This window comes from Phycisphaerae bacterium, assembly GCA_017999985.1.
Classification (GTDB): domain Bacteria; phylum Planctomycetota; class Phycisphaerae; order UBA1845; family Fen-1342; genus JAGNKU01.
In genome coordinates this window covers 118,276-135,073 of sequence record JAGNKU010000006.1, presented here as the reverse complement: position 1 = coordinate 135,073, position 16,798 = coordinate 118,276, and the positions used below count along the sequence as shown (strand labels likewise).

The 16,798-nt window shown below is 65.1% G+C and carries 14 protein-coding genes; 6 read left to right on the top strand and 8 right to left on the bottom strand.

Features of this window, described 5'->3' with window-relative positions; genetic code table 11:
- The first annotated feature begins 93 nt into the window (after positions 1-93).
- On the top strand, positions 94-414 hold the full coding sequence (locus KA383_09695) for a hypothetical protein (protein ID MBP7746398.1): 321 nt from the start codon (positions 94-96) through the stop codon (positions 412-414).
- A gap of 64 nt (positions 415-478) precedes the next feature.
- Here the strand turns inward: KA383_09695 and KA383_09690 are convergent, their stop codons facing one another.
- Positions 479-1,465 carry a hypothetical protein gene (locus KA383_09690; GenBank protein MBP7746397.1) on the bottom strand — a complete coding sequence of 329 codons (987 nt, stop codon included), beginning with the start codon at positions 1,463-1,465 and terminating at the stop codon, positions 479-481.
- Positions 1,466-1,813: 348 nt separating this feature from the next.
- Between KA383_09690 and KA383_09685 the strand changes: the two genes are divergently transcribed.
- Complete coding sequence (locus KA383_09685; protein ID MBP7746396.1) at positions 1,814-2,617, top strand: hypothetical protein; 804 nt, start codon at positions 1,814-1,816, stop codon at positions 2,615-2,617.
- Positions 2,618-2,800: 183 nt separating this feature from the next.
- On the opposite strand, the gene KA383_09680 is transcribed toward KA383_09685, so the two are convergent.
- Positions 2,801-3,586, bottom strand: coding sequence for a hypothetical protein (locus KA383_09680; protein ID MBP7746395.1), 786 nt, complete (start codon positions 3,584-3,586; stop codon positions 2,801-2,803).
- A gap of 170 nt (positions 3,587-3,756) precedes the next feature.
- On the opposite strand from KA383_09680, the gene KA383_09675 reads away from it, so the two are divergent.
- The 3 genes from KA383_09675 to KA383_09665 are packed head-to-tail and all read left to right on the top strand — an operon-like array spanning position 3,757 to position 5,982.
- On the top strand, positions 3,757-4,755 hold the full coding sequence (locus KA383_09675; protein ID MBP7746394.1) for a hypothetical protein: 999 nt from the start codon (positions 3,757-3,759) through the stop codon (positions 4,753-4,755).
- A gap of 4 nt (positions 4,756-4,759) precedes the next feature.
- A complete protein-coding gene (locus KA383_09670; GenBank protein ID MBP7746393.1) occupies positions 4,760-5,554 on the top strand; it encodes a CPBP family intramembrane metalloprotease in 795 nt (264 codons plus the stop codon).
- Positions 5,551-5,982, top strand: a complete 432-nt coding sequence (locus tag KA383_09665) for a hypothetical protein (protein MBP7746392.1) — start codon at positions 5,551-5,553, stop codon at positions 5,980-5,982. The genes KA383_09670 and KA383_09665 overlap by 4 nt, the downstream gene beginning before the upstream one ends.
- 148 nt (positions 5,983-6,130) lie before the next feature.
- Here the strand turns inward: KA383_09665 and KA383_09660 are convergent, their stop codons facing one another.
- The 4 genes from KA383_09660 to KA383_09645 form a co-directional block, all read right to left on the bottom strand.
- A complete protein-coding gene (locus KA383_09660) occupies positions 6,131-6,943 on the bottom strand; it encodes a hypothetical protein (protein ID MBP7746391.1) in 813 nt (270 codons plus the stop codon).
- Positions 6,944-7,499: 556 nt separating this feature from the next.
- Complete coding sequence (locus KA383_09655) at positions 7,500-9,623, bottom strand: lamin tail domain-containing protein (GenBank protein ID MBP7746390.1); 2,124 nt, start codon at positions 9,621-9,623, stop codon at positions 7,500-7,502.
- A gap of 44 nt (positions 9,624-9,667) precedes the next feature.
- Positions 9,668-10,030 (bottom strand): transposase, encoded by a 363-nt coding sequence (locus KA383_09650; GenBank protein ID MBP7746389.1) that lies wholly within the window; start codon positions 10,028-10,030, stop codon positions 9,668-9,670.
- A gap of 36 nt (positions 10,031-10,066) precedes the next feature.
- The gene (locus KA383_09645) at positions 10,067-10,225 is read right to left on the bottom strand and encodes a transposase (protein MBP7746388.1); all 159 of its coding nucleotides are present in this window, start codon (positions 10,223-10,225) and stop codon (positions 10,067-10,069) included.
- A 125-nt stretch (positions 10,226-10,350) separates the two neighbouring features.
- Here KA383_09645 and KA383_09640 point away from each other — a divergent pair, with 125 nt between their 5' ends.
- Positions 10,351-10,521 (top strand): transposase domain-containing protein, encoded by a 171-nt coding sequence (locus KA383_09640; protein ID MBP7746387.1) that lies wholly within the window; start codon positions 10,351-10,353, stop codon positions 10,519-10,521.
- Positions 10,522-10,838: 317 nt separating this feature from the next.
- Here KA383_09640 and KA383_09635 read toward each other — a convergent pair whose 3' ends face one another.
- Together KA383_09635 and KA383_09630 are read right to left on the bottom strand one after the other, a co-directional pair.
- Positions 10,839-15,119: a CotH kinase family protein gene (locus KA383_09635; protein MBP7746386.1), complete on the bottom strand. Its 4,281-nt coding sequence runs from the start codon at positions 15,117-15,119 to the stop codon at positions 10,839-10,841.
- Between the two features lie 620 nt (positions 15,120-15,739).
- Positions 15,740-16,798: hypothetical protein (locus KA383_09630; protein ID MBP7746385.1), on the bottom strand; the 1,059-nt coding region annotated here is incomplete at its 5' end.

Sequence of the window (16,798 nt, the reverse complement as noted above, 5' to 3'; positions counted from 1 at the left end):
GTCTACTGCCTCCAATGTGGATATGCGCTGCGGGGTCTGCCAGATGGACGATGCCCAGAATGTGGGCGCGAGTTCGCACGTGGACACCTGCTGGTGGAGCAATACGCCCGTTTTCGGCGCCCCAAGACAGATAGATACCGCCGCTGCACGAAGCGACTGCTCTTCTTTTCACTGGCTGTTAACATCACAGTGCAGCTCGCCCTGTTCGGTCTTGCGCTGGCCGTGACGTTGGCTCCCGAATGGTCGTACGCCCACGACCTCGGCCCCTGGTTTCTCGCGGCGATCGTCATCGCGGCGGTCGGGTTAGGTGCAGGCCTCGTTGCGGCAGGGATCGAATGGGCAGTCGGACCACCGGCAGAGAAACGCCGGGCGGTTCAGGCCGCGGCGCGCGGGCAGCTGCAGAACCGTAACTGACGCACAGTGCGCGTCCACCGTTTTGCGCGATCGGCGACGTTTGCGGTTGGTGGGCGTGCGGTTACTACGGCGCACCCTCGTAATGGGTCCACGACTCGACCTGTTTGTCGGTCGGGGCGCTGCTGGTGTATGCGGCCGAGATCAGTGCGGAGAGCGTCGACGCCGCGTCGCCCATCTGGCCCATGAGCAGCGCTTCGCCGGCGGGGCCGTCGAGCTGACCGTCGCGTTCGAGCGTGTAGAGCGGCTCCAGCTGCGCGAACGAGCGCTGGAAGTAGGTGCGCACGTCGTTCCACGGATCGGCGGCTTGCACTTCGACGCCGTACTTGACGTGTGCGCGGAACTGGTCGGCGTTGAGGTGGTGCTGCGCGGCCCAGTCCTCGTCGATGTACGCGTGGAAGTTCTCGCGCCATTTGTAGCCGGCGGGATTCTCGCCCACCCAGCCGTTGTAGTGCTTCGTCGTATGCAGCGGCTGCGCGATGTCGGCGACGAAGTGGCTCAACTGGCCAAGGTGGTAGATCGCGATGCCGCGGGCCTCATCGAGCTGGAGTTGGCGGGCGGGATCGTTGAGCCGCTCGAGAATGCGGACTTGCTGGAATGCGGCCTGCAGCCGGGCGTAGTGCTCGGCGACGGCGTGCAGGACGAAGCCGGGCCACTCGTGCGTCCGGGCGGGGTCTTTCGCCGCGTCGTAGGGCGCGATGCGCTCCGGGTGCGCTTGTTTGGCGGCTGCCATGACGCGGAGGTACTCGTAGCGCAGCTTCGGTATCGAGTCGAGCGTCAAGCCGAACTGGTCAAGCAGCTCAGCGTCGAGGTAGTGCTCAGGATCGTTCTCGTGCTTGAGCACGGGGGAGTTCCAGCCGCGCCAGCGGTCGGGTTGATTGCATGCGAAGGCGATGCGTCGGCGGGCGGCCGGCTCACGCAACCAGGCGGGTGCGTCGGCGGGCAGCCCATCGAGCGCCAGCGCGGTGATTGTGCGGTGTACGTGCGCGCCCCAGGCCCACGCGGACGGGGTGACCAGTTGCACGACCAGCAGGGCAAGCAGGCTTTGGCGCATCGCTTCCTCCAGACTCGATCATTGATCGGAAACGGCAATTCGACGGCACAGGAGTGTAGCGGCAGCGGGGGGGCGCCCAAAGCGGGCACAACCGCTATGCATGTCTTGAGTGTCCTGAAATGCGCAAACGCCGGTCGGGGCAGGCTGGAAAGAGCGCCGGGAACGGGGCCACCCGAGTGGGTTGCCGGGGGGTTGACAAATAGAATCGAAATGATACTATATCGTAATGCTGGCGGGCAGGAGCCGGGCCGGCGCAGGCTTGCAAAGACAGACCGGGCCGCGTGTGGGCGCGGTGGAGGGCACGGTCGGGCCTAATCACAGGAACATTGGCAAAGACAGGAGTGAGCGATGAAAGCTTGGATGCGATCGACGTTGGCGGTGGTGACGGGTCTGGGGCTGGCTTCGATGGCGCTGGCGCAGTGCGGCGCGAAGGGCGAAGCCACCGCGCAGAGCGACGGCAAGAGCGCGATGTGCAGCAAGGACAAGGCGGCTTACGCGAAAGACGGGGCGCAGTGCGCGGACAAGGCACTCGCGGCGTGCATGCCGAAGATGGCGTACAAGGTCGGCGACAAGACCGTGTGTTGTCCCAAGGAGGCCAGCGAGCTGGCCGCCGGCAAGGATGCGGACATTCGCTATGTCGTCGCCGAGAAGGAGTACACGGACAAGGCCGAGGCTCTCAAGGCGTACGAGACGGTGCTCAATGAGCACCTCACGACCATGACGACGGTGCGTTACGCGGTCCAGGGCAAGTGCGTGGCGTGCCCGAACGCGGCGGCGGCGCTGGCCAAGGACAGCGGCGACAAGGTGAAGTACCAGGTGGCGGCGTACGTATTCGCGGACCAGGCGACGGCGGAGCAGGCGGCGACCGCGGCGCGCACAGCGTCCGAGAAGGTGACGATGACCAAGGTCGTCGACGGCAAGGAGTACACCTGCGCGAAGTCGGCCTCGGCGTGCAGCAGCAAGGGTGAGGGCAAGGAGCTGGCCAAGGCCGAGGGCAAGACCTGCGAGTACAAGGTCGGCGAGATGAAGACGTGCTGCCCCGTGACCGCGGAAGTGGAGCTGGCCAAGGCCCGGATCCAGGCGGCGTACGACGCCGTGCGTCAGATCGCGGAGAAGGACGGCGCCGGGCAGATTGTGGCCAGCGGCGTGTAGGCACGCTGCCTCGCAGGTATCGGGACACGCCGCCTCAGCTTCGCTCGACCCGCGCACCGGCGGCGAATCGTCCCCCAGGTGTGTGAGAATTCCTCTCTCGTTTCGCGCGTTCCTACGCGACTGGGCGGCGTCGGGTTTCCAGCTCGGCGCCGCCCTGCTTGTTTGGGCGGACGGTGCGCGGCGCTACGGCTTGGCCGCGCTGGACGGCTGCGCTGCGGGGGCCGACGCCGGGCCGGACGCGGGCGGCGTGGCGCCGGTCTCGTCGATGATCTCGACGCCCTCGGGGGCCTGGAACTTGAAGTGGTCGGGGTCGATGTGTTCGTCGATCTTGACGTCCTTGTAGGTCATGCTGGCCTGGGGCGTGTCGTCGGCGCCGAGGCCGACGATCCGCATGAGAAAGCCGGACTCCTGGTCGAACGAGAGCAGTTGCTTCACCGGCTGGAGGGGGGCGGTGCGCCGCGGGGTGACCTCGATGACATACAGCTTGCGGCCGTCGAGGGTGTCCTCGGGCATCAGGCGCAGGCCGCTGTCGCGGGCCAGGAACTCAAAGACCCGTTGCGGGTCGCCGCTCTGGCGCGGCTCGACCTTCGTCTTGATGACGGTCTTCTCGGCGCCCATCTCGCTGATGGTGTGGGCGATGTCGCCGTCGCTGATCGAGGTCATGGCTTGCTCGATTTTGCGCTCCTCGGTGCCCTGCTTCTGGACGAGCGTGCTGCGGATCTCCAGGCGCGAGAGCAGTTTGTCGCCCTGCTTGAGAAACTCGTAGGTGCCCGTGCCCATGCCGTCGACGACGCTTTCGCCCAGTTGCAGCCGGCTGGACATGACGATGTTGGCGGTCAGGGACTTGTGCTTGCGCCAGGCCTCGATGATGCGACGTTGCACGGCTTCGAGATCATCCTCCGCGAGAGCGGCCGTCGTGAAACCGAACAGGCAGCCTGCCAGCACCGTCAACGTCAGCCAGTTCTTCATGGGTGTGCTCCGTGGGGTTCGCCGCCTGCGCCGCGACACGCCTGTGGGCGGAGGTGGCTCGACCGGGGGCATTCTAGCTGTGGTCGGGTGCGAAGCCAATTGCCGGCGTGGGTCCGCTGGCGAAAACCGGTGGCCCGCGACATGATCGTGGCCGCTGGCGGAGGCGCGGCGTGCTGCGGGAAGCGCGACATTGGCTGACGGCACGGGTGACGGACGCCGCTCTGTGGGCGGCCCCGCGGCTGTCGGCGCGCGCGGCGGACCGGTTCATGAGCCGGCTGGCGGCGTGGGGGCCGCGGCTGCCGGTGGTGGGGCGGCAGGTGGCGGGGAACATGCGGGCGGTGGGGCTGTACTCGCCGGAGACGCACCGGGCGTATTTCGCGCAGTTGGGCGCGCACTTCGCGGGCGCGCTGCACGCGTGGCGCTACGCCGACCGCTCGCGCGGCGGGCAGATGTGCCCAGCACTGGCGGAACTGGTGGCGGAGCGTGTCGAGCTGGATGAATCGGTGAATCGACTGCGCGACGCGGCGGCGGGCGGGCGCGGAGCGATCCTCGTGGGGCCGCACATCGCGAACTATCTGCTGAATCTCGCGCGACTGAACCAGGAAGTCCCGCTCACCATCTATCTGCGTTATTCCAAGGACGCCCGGCGACGGGTCGCCAAGGAGCGCTGGTACCGGGCGAGCGGCGTGCGGTGGATCTCCGAGCCGGCGGACGCGGGCGGGGCCCTGGGGCGGCTCGCGCGCATGGCGGCGGCACTGCGGGCCGGCGAGACGTTGTTCATTACGCCGGATCTGCCGCAGAAGCGCGACGACGGCACGCCGGTGCGGTTCTGCGAGCGGGAGATCTACCTCCCGGCGGGGCCGGCGGTGTTGGCGCTGCGGACGCGGGCGCCGGTGTTCATGCTGACGGCGGAGACCTGCGGGGCGCGGCAGCGGCTCTTGGTGCGCGGGCCGTATGACGGGTCGGCGGCGGGGCCGGGGCGCGCGGCGCGGCAAGCGGTGATCGCGGAACAGATGCAGTGGTTTGCGACAGAGTTCGAGCGGTTCGTCCGCGCGCAGCCGGCGCTCTGGTACTTGTGGGGCGACAAGCGCTGGACGCGGGCGCTGCAAGGCGACACGCGGTACATGCGGCCGTGGGGGCAGGCTCCGGCGCTGGCAGGAGCGACATAACGCGATGCTTGCACTCGGAGCCTTGCTGCTGGTGCCGGTGCTGATGTGGGTGGGGCAGTCGGTGCTGCTGCGCGTGGCGGGGCTGCCGCTGCAATTGCGGCTGGGGGCGCCGGACCTGCCGCGTTCGCTCCGCGGGCTTAACCGGCTCGTGACCAACGTGGCGTTCGTGGTGGCGCTGTTGGGTTATCCACTGGTGCGCGGGCAATCGCCGTGGGCGTACTACGCACAGTTTTTCCCATTGGGCCCGGCGCCGCGCGCGGCGCTGCACGGGGCGGCGGCGGCGATTCTGTATCTCGCGCTGCTGTACCTGGCCTGGATGCTGACGTGCAACGTGCATTTCCGCATGCGGCATGCAATCGGGCGTTTGGCGCGGCGGTGGGCGGGCGTGCCGCTGACGGCCGTGCTGATTGCGCTCGTGGAGGAGCTGCTGTTTCGCGCCATGCTGCTCGCGGGGCTGCTGGAGGCGTTCGGCGCCTGGGTGGCGCTGCCCACCGGCACGGTGATCTTCGCCGCGGCGCACTACGTGCGGAGCGTGAAGCGATACTGGACGTTTCCGGGGCACGTGGCGCTGGGGGCGCTGCTGTGTGCGGCGTTTTACTGGACGGGCAATGTGTGGCTGTCGTTCGGCGTGCACGCGGGGGGGGTGCTGGTGCTGATGGCGGTGCGGCCGGTTGTGCGGTACACGGGGCCGGCGTGGCTGGTGGGGGCGAGCATTTTTCCGTACGCCGGTGCGGTGGGCATCGCTGCGCTGGTGTTGCTGACCGTGAACATGTGGCTGGTCTACGGTGGTGTGCGATGAGCGAGACGCGGGCGGCGAGCGGCGTGGCGGTGGTGTGCGAGCGGGGCAGCACTGCGGGGGCGCTCGTGGAGGACTACCTGCGGGCACGCGGGGTGACGGATGCCGGCTGGCACGCGCCGCGGGATGTGGACGAGGTGGAGGACGGGCTACGGGCTGGGCAGTACCGGCGGGTGGTGTTCGCGGGGCTGGCGGATTTTCTGGCGCTGTTGTGGGAGGATGCGCTGGCGGTGGAGCGCTGGCGGGGGGCGGGCGTCGCGATCGAATTCGCGCAGCCGGCGGACGCGGGTGCGGCGGGGCAGGTGGCGACGATCCTGGAGACGTGGGTGCGGGTACGCGCGCGCCGCCGGCGGGCGCAGGCGGTGGCGGGGCTGGTGCTCAGCGCCGTGGCGGTGGCGGCGGCGTTCATGCTCGTGGCGCTCATGCGGTGAACAGGGGCATGGTGGCGGGAGTTGACTCAGAATCACGAACACGCCCCGTCCCGTTCACGTGCGGTGATGGGACGGGGCGCGCGGTTTGGTCGCTTCACCCTCCCTCGGCCGTTCCCTGAGTGGCAGGGAGGACGGGAGCTGGCGGTTGTTACTTCTCTTTCTTCTCGGTTTCCTGCTGCTGCTCCGTGGTCTGCTGATCGGAGGCCGCCTTCGGCTCGCCGGCGGCGGACGCCTGCTGCGTCACGTCCATGATCTGCACGCCCTCGGGGGCCTTGAACACGAACCGGTCCGCGGCGATGGTCGGATTGATCTTGATATCGGTCGTGTTCGTAGTCATGACCGTCTTGCCGGTTGAATCCTTGCCGATCGTCCGGATGGTGAGTCCGCTGTCCTTGTCGAAGTAGTTCAGCATCGTCGTGAGCGTGCCGGCGGGCATCGACTTGGCCTGCTTGTTGGTGGCTTCGATGACCCAGGTCGACTTGCCGTCGATCGTCTCATCGGGCAGCAGCTTGAGGTCGAAGTCCTTGCGCAGGTTGTCGAAGTAGGCCTTATTCGTGACCATGATGTTTTGATCCGGTGCGCGGGTCTTCATAGCCATCTTCTGGCCGTCGTTGTCGGTCAGGGTGTAGAGAAACTCGCCGTCGCAGATCATCAGGACGGTGCTGTCGCTCTTCTGCTCCTGGCCGGACATGACGGTCGTGGATTTCGTGCGGCCTTCGGAGCGGTACAGCCACTTGTCGCCCTTCTTCATGAACTCGTAAGTCATGTCGCCCTTCGAGGTGAACTTCATCTCGCCAGCCAGCATGTCCTGGGTCGAGCTGGTCTTGCCCTGGAAGGACGTGTGCTTGGCGGTCTTCTCGATGATGGCCTTTTCGACCGACTCGATCGTGTCCGCCACGGCGGTCAGGCTGCCCGCCAGAATGAGCCCAATGCTGCCTGCCAACAGGTAGTTCCTCAACATCGCGTGATCTCCTCATATAGTGCAGTGCACGACTGCACGGTTCCTTTTGTTGCCATTGCAGGCGAGTGAACTGTTACAAATCCTTCTACTTCACGCTTGACTGGCTATGGCTGCTCTTGCCTTGTACCAGGCAAATTTCAGCGAATGGCCAGTTTACAGGGCCCGGAAACCATCGCTGCGTCTGAACGGTCTCACACTGGTGAAGTATCCGGGCCAACTCGCAGCCGATTCGCGGTGGCGCGCGGGCTGCGTACAGTCGGGGCGCCGGGTGACGTCCGCCGCTCGGTCAGGGCAGGAAACCCCGAGCAGGCACCTGCGGCTGCCTGCGGAGCCGGTTTCCCGGGCTCCACGCGTGAGCACGTCAGAAGCACGGCTGCGACGACCGCTCGAGCGGCGCCAGCCGGGCCGACTCCGATGAGCGGGCGTACCGCCGCCTGCCGCAGGCGCGCCGGCGCACACCCGGAACCCATGCGCCTTTCCACGCACCAGACACCGCTGGCTCGTACTGCGCATGCCAGGCGCGGGTGCAAGGGAGCGGCAGCTTCCATGCGCGGGGCTACGGGGTGCCGGCCAGCAGTGCAACAAAGGGATTGATGTCGCCGAACGAGCCCTCGCCATAGATGCCGTCGCTGTTGATGTCGCCGATCTGCGGCGGACAGCCGGTGTACGTCGCCGACCACATCGTGAAGTTGGTCAAGTATAACACAAACGGGTTAATGTCGCGGAAGCTCACTTCGCCGTCACAATTCATGTCGCCCAGCAGAAGCTGGCCGCAGTAATCGATGACGAACGTCCCCGGGCTGCCCACGTCGCCCCCGCTGGAAGCGTATGAGCCCTGCGTGTCCCCGAGCGTCGACAGCACCCATGTGTAAATGTTGTTCTCGCCGAGTCCGAGGGCACAGGGCCAGCCGCTGGCGCCTTGCGCGCGGATACTGCCGGGAAAATCCTGGTCCCCGTACTGCACCTCATCGACCAGCGTTCCCGAGGCATCGTAAACGTGCATCCAGTCGTTGCGACCGAGCTCGCCGGCCGCGATCACGATGAGCTTCACCGCGGCGGGCATGGCCCAATCCGTGCGAAAACTGTAAGGGGGATCGTCGGGCTGCTCTTCGGCCAGCACAACCGATTCCCCCGCCTGAATCGTGCCAAACGCGCTGAGGTCAAAAGCTCCCGGCAGATTGGCGCTGTCGGTGAAGCTCCAGCCATCCATGTTGACGGGCGTCGTGCCCAGGTTGGTGAACTCGATGAACTCGCCGCCCGCGCCCGAATACATGTACTCCGTAATCCGAACCAACGCGTTGCTCGGGGGCGGACAGGGGTTCGTGTCACAGTCAATGCCATCTCCCAGGTACAAACCGTGAGCGAGCAGGCATCCCGACAGGCCCAGTTCAAGGCACGCGCCGGCCACACAGCACGCGCCAAGAGGGGCATTCCAGAGCACGAACGTCCCCGGATTGCCGATGTCGCCGGATAGCGACTGAACGGAGTTCTGCGCATCCCCCACCACGGAAAGCCGCCAGCGATAAATGTTGTTGATGCCCACCCCATCCGCGTAGGGCCATGCGCTGACACCATTGGCGGTCACGCTGCCGGGAAATCCATCCGGACCGTAGCTCAATCGGTCGACCAGCGCCGCGGAGTTGTCGAACAGGTTGATCTCATCGTTGCCACCCAGGCCAACTGTCGAATTTCCGATGATCTTGATGCCCGCCAGCCCGTGCCAGTCGGCCATGAAGACGACGGCGGTGGTTTCAGTCACAATGGCAGACTCTCCAGGCGCGAGCGTGCCGATCGCCGTCAGGTCCAACGTTCCCGGTATGCGGCTGTCATCGTCGAAGCTCCACCCCGTCATGTCGATCGGCTCAGTGCCGAGATTCGTGAATTCGACGAACTCTGCACCCTCGCCGGTGTACATGTACTCGGTGATACGAATCTGCGCGTTGCTCGGCGGCGGGCATTCGGTGGTCGCACAGTTCGTGCCCGCCCCCTGCCACAGGCCCACCCCGAAACACTCCGCTTCCGTGGTCACCGTACACACGCCCGAGGCACAGCACGCACCGGTCGGCGCTTCCGGGCAGACGTAGTGCACGAACACACCTGGACGCCCGACGTCCCCACCGATCGAAGCATACGAACCCTGCTGATCTCCAGCCGTGGCGAGCACCCAGCCGTACGCGTCGTTGGCACCCAGGGCTTGCGCGCAGACCCAGCCACTGGCGCCTTGTGTGCGGATGCTCCCGGGGAAGGTCTCATCCCCGTAGGTCAGGCGATCCACGAGCGTACCGGTCGCGTCGAACAGGTTGATCTGGTCGTTGCGCCCCAGGTTCGCACTCGAGTTGTCGCCGATGACGTCGACGCCCCCGAGGTTCCAGGCCGCGATGAACAGCGCGGCTGGGCTTTCGGTCAGGATCACCGACTCGCCGGGGTCGACCACCCCAAAAGCGGTCAGAAACACAGTGCCCGGGACAGCGCTGTCATCGTCGAAACTCCACCCGGTCATGTCGATGGGCGTCACGCCGACGTTCGTGAATTCAATGAACTCCCCGTTGACCCCGGAATACATGTACTCGGTAATTCGCATTTGTGCGTCGGCGACCACGCCTCCGCAGACCAGCAAGCAGGCCACGCCGGCCAACAAAGTGGCCCAAACACTCCGATTCGCCTGTCCCGAATTTATCATGATCCACCTCCTGCAACGGACTTGGTCCGCCCCCGCACCAGCAACTATTGTATCTTTCTGCGCACAGTGATACAAGCACCAATTCGCTGGGTGACGTATCCTGCCGTGTGTAATCCCTGTTCGGCGGGAGAAGGTCTCCTCAGCAGAATTCGTAGGTGAGTCTCGGCGCGGCCAAGTGCGTGATGGAGGGCGATTTCGGCGGCTTCGAGGGTGCGGAAGCCATACGCCTCTCTGATGGTCAGTTTCACGCGGTAGTTCAGCCCCTCGACGATCCCGGCCGAGAACTCCTTCTTCGCCGCGAACCAGTTCAGGATCAGCTTCTGATGCGTGCGGATGCTGCGGGCCACCTTCTGGATCGGTTCCAGCCGACTCCGCAGGGCGCGCTTCAGCCAGCCATCGAGGAACACCCCCGCTCAGTGGTACGACGTGTACTCCCACAAGGCCTAGAAGCTCTCCTTGAGCAGATACGCCCGCACCGCCTTCAGCCCGTACTGCAGCAGGTCGTTCAGCCGCGTCCGCTGCTGGTCGGTCAGGTGCTCCAGCCGCTTCAGGAAGCACCAGCGGCTGTGTGTCAGCACGAGCTCGTAGCCGTTGCGGGCCATCCTTGGCCTCGGCCGCCCGCACCTCGTCGATAGCCTTGTTCAGCCGGGCCACGATGTGGTAGCGGTCCAGGATGTGCAGGGCCTGCCTGGCCTTCTTGGCAATCACCTTCAGGTACGGCTGGCACATGTCGCTGCAGACGAACTGCAACGCCGCGATCCTCTTCAGCCTCATCGCCACTTGCCAGCGGCACAAGGTCGAGCCGCTCGCCTACCTGCGGGACGTGCTTGCGCGCATCGCCGCCCACCCCGCCAGCCGTCTGGCCGAATTGCTCCCCGCCACGAACCCACCGGCCTGATCACGACCGCGGCGGCACCTGCGCCGCCAGTCGCTACGCGAGCGCGGCACAACCTGTGCTTGGCCGGACGCTTACCGAATTCTGCTGAGGAGGTGAAAAATGTGGCCGGAATTTCCGGAACGCGCACGCGTGTCGCATGAATGGACGTGCAAAACGGCGTTCTGCAACGGACCACTATGGCCGTGGTTGATTACAGTCGTGCTGCTTGCGTACCGGGCGAGAGAACCCATCGGCCCGCACGTTGACAGAGTATCGAGCGATCACCAGACGCGTGCCGAATACCGGCCGCGTTTGCATGGAGTGTGGCATCTGTAGCATCACTCCTCCAACACACCAAAGCAGTTTGCACACTCGGCGCAGGTTTGCGCAAAACACCCCGCGAAGAGCCCGAAGTCGGCGCCTCCAACGCACCCGTCCCCGTCGAAGTCCGCAACAAGAGCCGGATCGCCCGGTTCATAGCAATTACCGAAGTACCCGGCAAAAATCCCGAAGTCGCCACCACCGATTGCACCATCATCGCCCGCGTAAAGATCGAAAACACAGCGAACGCAGCTCCGCGTCAGTTCATCGCACTGTGTGCACGCGTCGCCGCAGGGATCGCCGGTGCCTACGCACGTGCCGCTTTGGCAACTGTCGACCAGCGTGCAGAAAGCGCCATCGTCGCAGGCCGTACCGTCTGCGACCGGCGTGAAGACGCACACGTCGTCCGCACATTCATCCATCGTGCAGGGATTGAAGTCGTCGCACTCGGCATTGACAATGCATGGCAGGCAGGTGTCAGCCAGCTCGTCACAATGGGCCTGGTCAACACAGGGGGGCGTCCCGCCAGTGCATGTGCCGTCTTGACAGCTCTCGTTCCCGTTGCAGAAGAGTCCGTCGTCGCACGACGTGCCATCGGGGTCGTTCGAGTAGCTGCAGCCCGCAAAACCCTCGCAAGTGTCCGATGTACAGGGGTTGCCATCGTCGCAGTCGGCAGAACTGTGACACGGGGCCGCCAGCTCGCGCAAGACCTCAAAATCCTGCCCGCTGACGCCATCGTCATAGATGTTGGGCGCTCCGAAGGTGCTGAGATATGCATCTTCGTATGCCAGGCTGGTCGCCATTGTCGTGCTGCTGGGATCAGCGGCCAAGCGAAAGACCTCATCCCCCCCAATCCCACTTGGCGGCGCGATGCCCTCGCCAGCTGGTCCAAACACGATACTGCCCAGCGCGTCGCGGATCGTTAATTGCCAGTTGTTGTTCGACACCTTGAAGCTCTCGGGCGTGATGTACGTACCGGCAGCTCCGTCCGCCGCCTGCACGTTGATCCACCAGTCGCCGACGACCGGATCAAAGCTCACTTCGTCCGCCAAGTTTTCAGACACCGTGATGATCGTGCCGCTGCGCAGATCCGCCCAGAGCTGGTGATCCGCCAGGGTCAGAGTCTCGACCGTGTGTCCGCTGCCGCCAGTGTCGTTGCTGATCACGAGTTGCCAGCCCCGCGCGTCGACATGATCCTTCGTGACGACCAGCTCAAACCAGTCACCGCCGTTGCCCAGGACTCGGCCCCAATACGTGTCACTCCCACTGTTCTTCAGCAGTCTGTCGGCGTCCACGGCGTTATACTCATTCAGGATCAGCGCCGCGCCGGGCGTCAGGACGTTCGCCGCCAACGGAGTTGCCACATCCAGCGTGGCGTACTCTGGGAAGCCATCCGGATACATCCCGTATGACACATCAAGCCCAAGTGATTCGTAGGTTACGTAATCAATGAGGGCTTGCTCCGGCGTGAACAAACCCGCCACCCCGGCTGACTCGGCGAGCCGGAAGTTCGTGTGCAGCGGTCCCTCTGCGGGTTCGTTGTCGCTCCAGACGATGAGCCAGCTTAGTGCGGCGATAGTGGTGTTAGGCGGAAAGGCCCACTTGGCCGGGATCGCGAGATCGTCGGTCAGATACATGCCACCCAGGTCCACATCGACCGCGGAACCGTTAAAGATCTCGATCCACGGGTCATAGTCACCCGCGCCGTCCTGATTCACACCTTCATTGCGGGGCAGGACCTCGTTGATCCAGAGAGGGGGCAGTTCCGGCAATGTCCCAGCCGTGCTGTTCGAGGCGCCGGGCGTGCCTCCCGGGGTAACGCTGGCCGCCCAGTTCGTCACGCGCATGTTGTCGCGGGCAAGGTCAATCAGCTCCAGTGACGGTCCTGTGCCATCGGGAGCTGTGGGCCAGGGCGGTTCATCATCGTAGCGCACCGCATCAATCAGCAGTCCGGTCGCAGTACGTAATTCCAGCGTTTCTCCGCCCACTGCGAGCGCACCGGGAAACACGCCCAGCACATGGTGTCCACCGATGTAGGCGGCGCGAAACGCCGGATCGTCTTTCACGACCACCCCGTAGTGCTGCGGCAGCAACACCGTACCGGGCGGGAATCTGAATTCGAGGCCAATCAACTGCCAGCCGGACAGGTCGACGGCCTCATCGGCCGATGGGTTGTACAGTTCCACGAAGCTCTGTGCCGAACCGGTTGCCGGGTTGTACATGATCTCGCTGATGCAGAGCAGTGGGGTGGCGGACTGCGCCGGCGGGATTTCGCCGGGGACCTGGTGCGTGACGAAGAGGTGTGTGCGGCGGCGCGGCAAATAGTCGTTGAGGATCAAGTCGACGGCCTGAGACAGAGTCTGTGCCTCGCCATACTGGCCCCAGCGACCAACGTCCAACACCGCCTCGGGACCGATCGGTCCCGTCAACTCCGTGATGCGCTGCTCAAAGTACCCATTTGACAGCACGGCGTCCATTAACGTCCGCAGCCGACGGTAATACATTGCCCGAAACTCGAGATCTGCGAAAAGAGCGCCGATCGCACGGTTCCAGAGGTTGTCATACTTCCGGTGATAGTAATCGCCAAAGAGCGGGTGGCTCGGGGATCTATACTCCAGCCCGATGTCGTCGTTGTCCGCCCAGATGCCGTCGCTGAGTACACCCCCTCCAGCACCATAGTTGCGCCCGAACACCAGATCCAGGTCCCAGGCGTGCATTGTCCAACGCTGCGTGCCCATGGTGTCGCGGTAGAGCAGGTAGTTCTTGGCTACATGATCGTTGTTGTGGATGATGCTCATCGCAGCGAGATAGTTTGCCATGCCTGCAAGGTCAACGTTGTTGAACAGGAAATCATGGCGCGCCTGACCTGTGAGGTTATAGACGTTGTAGAGAAACTCATGCAGGTCGTCATACCCTTCGTACTCGCGGGTCTTCTTCTGATATGCGGGCGGGAGTGATTCGAGCGGCAGGTAGCGACAGTCGCTGTACGCCTTGTACCAAGCCCCGTCTGCGTCCAACCCATTGTAGTCCAGGTAGTCGTCGTCAATGCCCATGCGCAACGTGTACAGGCCGTAAAACGCGCCGTTCTGGTGGAGCCGGACGTGAAATGCCGGACAGCTCGGGGCGCTGACGGCGTGGAGCATCTCGTACGCCAGGATCTCGCGAACCCACGCTTTGTCCGAGTAGTTGGACTGAAGATCGAACTGATCGAGGGGCAGCGCGAGCCGCGCTGCGTCCTGAAAATCGTGGCCCTGCGGGAAGTGGATCTTCCAGTTCTTCTTGGGCCAATACCGGGACATCTGGCCGCGGACCCGGAATTGGATATTGTCGTACAGCTTCCCGTTGTAACACAGGACCGCAGGCTCAAGCTCGTTTGTCAGGTAGTGAGACAGCGCCTGGGCATAGTCGTCGGGATGCACGAACCATTCCACGACGGGCAGGGCCGTCGTCACGGCCGGGTCCGCCACCTTGGTCCCGTCGTAGGTGATCGTGTCGTCGATGCGCGGGTAGCGCATGGTTCCGGTCGGCCCCGTGGCCGTGATGTTGAAGCGGACCAGGGCGTTCGCCGCCTGCCCGGGGATTTCGGCCCCGTAGATTCCGTTGCCAGCGTCAGTCATCTCCACCGTGACAGCATCGCCAAAGTCGATTACGTATGTGAGCTGCACCTGAGACGCGTCCTCCGCCCGCGCGGTCACCAGCAGTGGCGTGTTCGGCAGCGGCGAGAGCTGAAAACTGACGTCGCTCAACCACGGAGGTAAGCCGCTCGCAACAACGCTATTAGCCGCTTTAGCAGTGTGCCCGGCCTCCGCGGTCGCGGCGCGCCAGTTGCGGGGCGTATCGCCTGCCAGCGTCGGATCGATCCGTTCGAGCGACGGTCCGAGTCCGTCAGGCAGCACCGGCCAGGGCGGCTCATCCAGGTAAACGACGCGATCCACGATCTGGTCCAAGGCGTCGCGCAACGTCAACGACTCGCCGCCGTTGTCGAGTTGGCCGGGGTAGACGAAGTCTGGCTCAAAGCCGTAGCGGACGGTAAATGCCGCCGCGTCGCGGGCCAGAACCACGTACGCTCCCGGCGGCAGGCTGATTCCGCTTCCAAAGCAGAAGCCGACACCGTCCAGGCACCATCCGCTGAGATCAACGGCTTCCACCCCGCCGTTGTACAACTCGATGAACTCCTCGCCCTCGATGAGCGAGTCCGGGTGGTACATGATCTCGTTGATCACGCAGTCGGCTGGTGCGCGTCCGCCAAGACACACGAAAAGCAGAACTGCGAGTATCTTCCCCGAACGGTAGAGCATTGCTGTGGTCCTCAATCGACATGGCCAGGCGCGCGTGCGGTGCCGCCGCTGCTACCGGCTTTGGAGTGCACGTCGCCTATTCCGCAACCCGAATCACGCCCGACCACGTATGACATCATAGGCGCGACACACCGCTGGCCGCTACACGTTTTTGGGTTTTAGCGCGCGCCGGGAGCGCGCCCAGGCTCAGCTCCTCAACGCCGTGGCGCCGCCGGGCCCCGCGCTCGACCGCGCCGTACCTGGTGGGACACCGGCAGCATGCGGCAAATGACTCTGGCCCCGAGCGGATCTGCTGTCCCTGCCGGCCAGTGTATCCGCGACTCGCTGGTCTCGTCCCCGCCCAGGAACCCGCGCGCGACACCGCCAGCCAGTCGGACTGCAATACTCGACGGTTCGACGAGCACGCCGCCGCGCAGATAGCACCGCGCTTCCCCGATGCGCGCCGGTCGGGAATTCCACTCCGCAGTGTTCGGCGGCGCCTCACCCACACCGGATCGCGGCCATTACGGCGCTTCCATCCCGGAGTATCCAACAGCGGCCGCCATGCATCCGCACGGACCGGTGACGCGGGGCCAAGCGGCGTCTGCCGCGCCCGGTCTCGATATCCCCGCCGGACCACGCTACTCGCGGCTGATGTTCGGGACCGGCTCCTCCTGTGCCTCGATCGGGAACAGCGCCTCCAGTCGTGCCAGGCGCGCCTGGAACTCGGGGCGCAGCACCAGCCGGTGCCGCGCCGCGAACCGGCGGACATCCTCCGGTCCAATCCACCCGTCGCCATCCAGATCCGCTGCCGTCGCGTCTGGGATACCCAGCGCCGCCACCGGCATGCGCACCGCCAGCGGTTCCACCGCGACCTCGGGCACTATGTGGCCCTGCTGCTGAGCGAACGCTCCGCAGCCGCTTGGCGGATCGCTGATCTGGGCGAAGTTGATCTGGATCACCGTGAAGTCGCCCGTGCCCTGCCAACCGTCCCCGGTGGCATCCGCGAGCCAGTCGAGATTGGGGTCGACTGGATCATTCCAGTAGATCGCCAGAATGGCGAAGTCCTGGATGTCGACGAGGTCGTCCTGGGAAACCCACGGCGGGTTCGAGAAGTCGCCTGAACGGAGCCGGTTCGCGCCGGTGAGTTCCGCGACCACGCACGTGGAGCCGAACGTGAGCGGCACGAGCGTGCTCAGCGTGTGACCCTCGGTGGCCTGAATCCAATCTGCCGCCGTATTGATCCCGGGTATGACCACCTGGATCGGGTTGGCGGTGAACGTGACGGCGACCGGGATGGTCTGCACGGTGTTGGTCTGGCAATCGGTCGTGATGAACGTGACGGTCCGCGTCACCGGCGGGCTGTACACTCCCAGGCCTTCCACCTCGAGCGTGACCCAGCCCTCGGTTACCTCGTGCTGGCAGACACCGCCGACGCACGTGTCGGCCGTGCACGGGTTGCCGTCGTCGCAGTCGAGCGGCGTACCGGCGCAGGCGCCGGCCGTGCAGACGTCACCGGTCGTGCACGCGTCGCCGTCATCACACGGCAATGTGTTATTGACGTGTGTCACGCTGCCGTCCGCGTTGCACACGTCCGTCGTGCACGGGTCGTCGTCGTCGATCGGCGTCAGAGTCCCGCTGGTCGGGTCGCAGCACTGACCGGCCGGCGGGCCCGTATGCGTCACCGTGCCGTCCGCGTT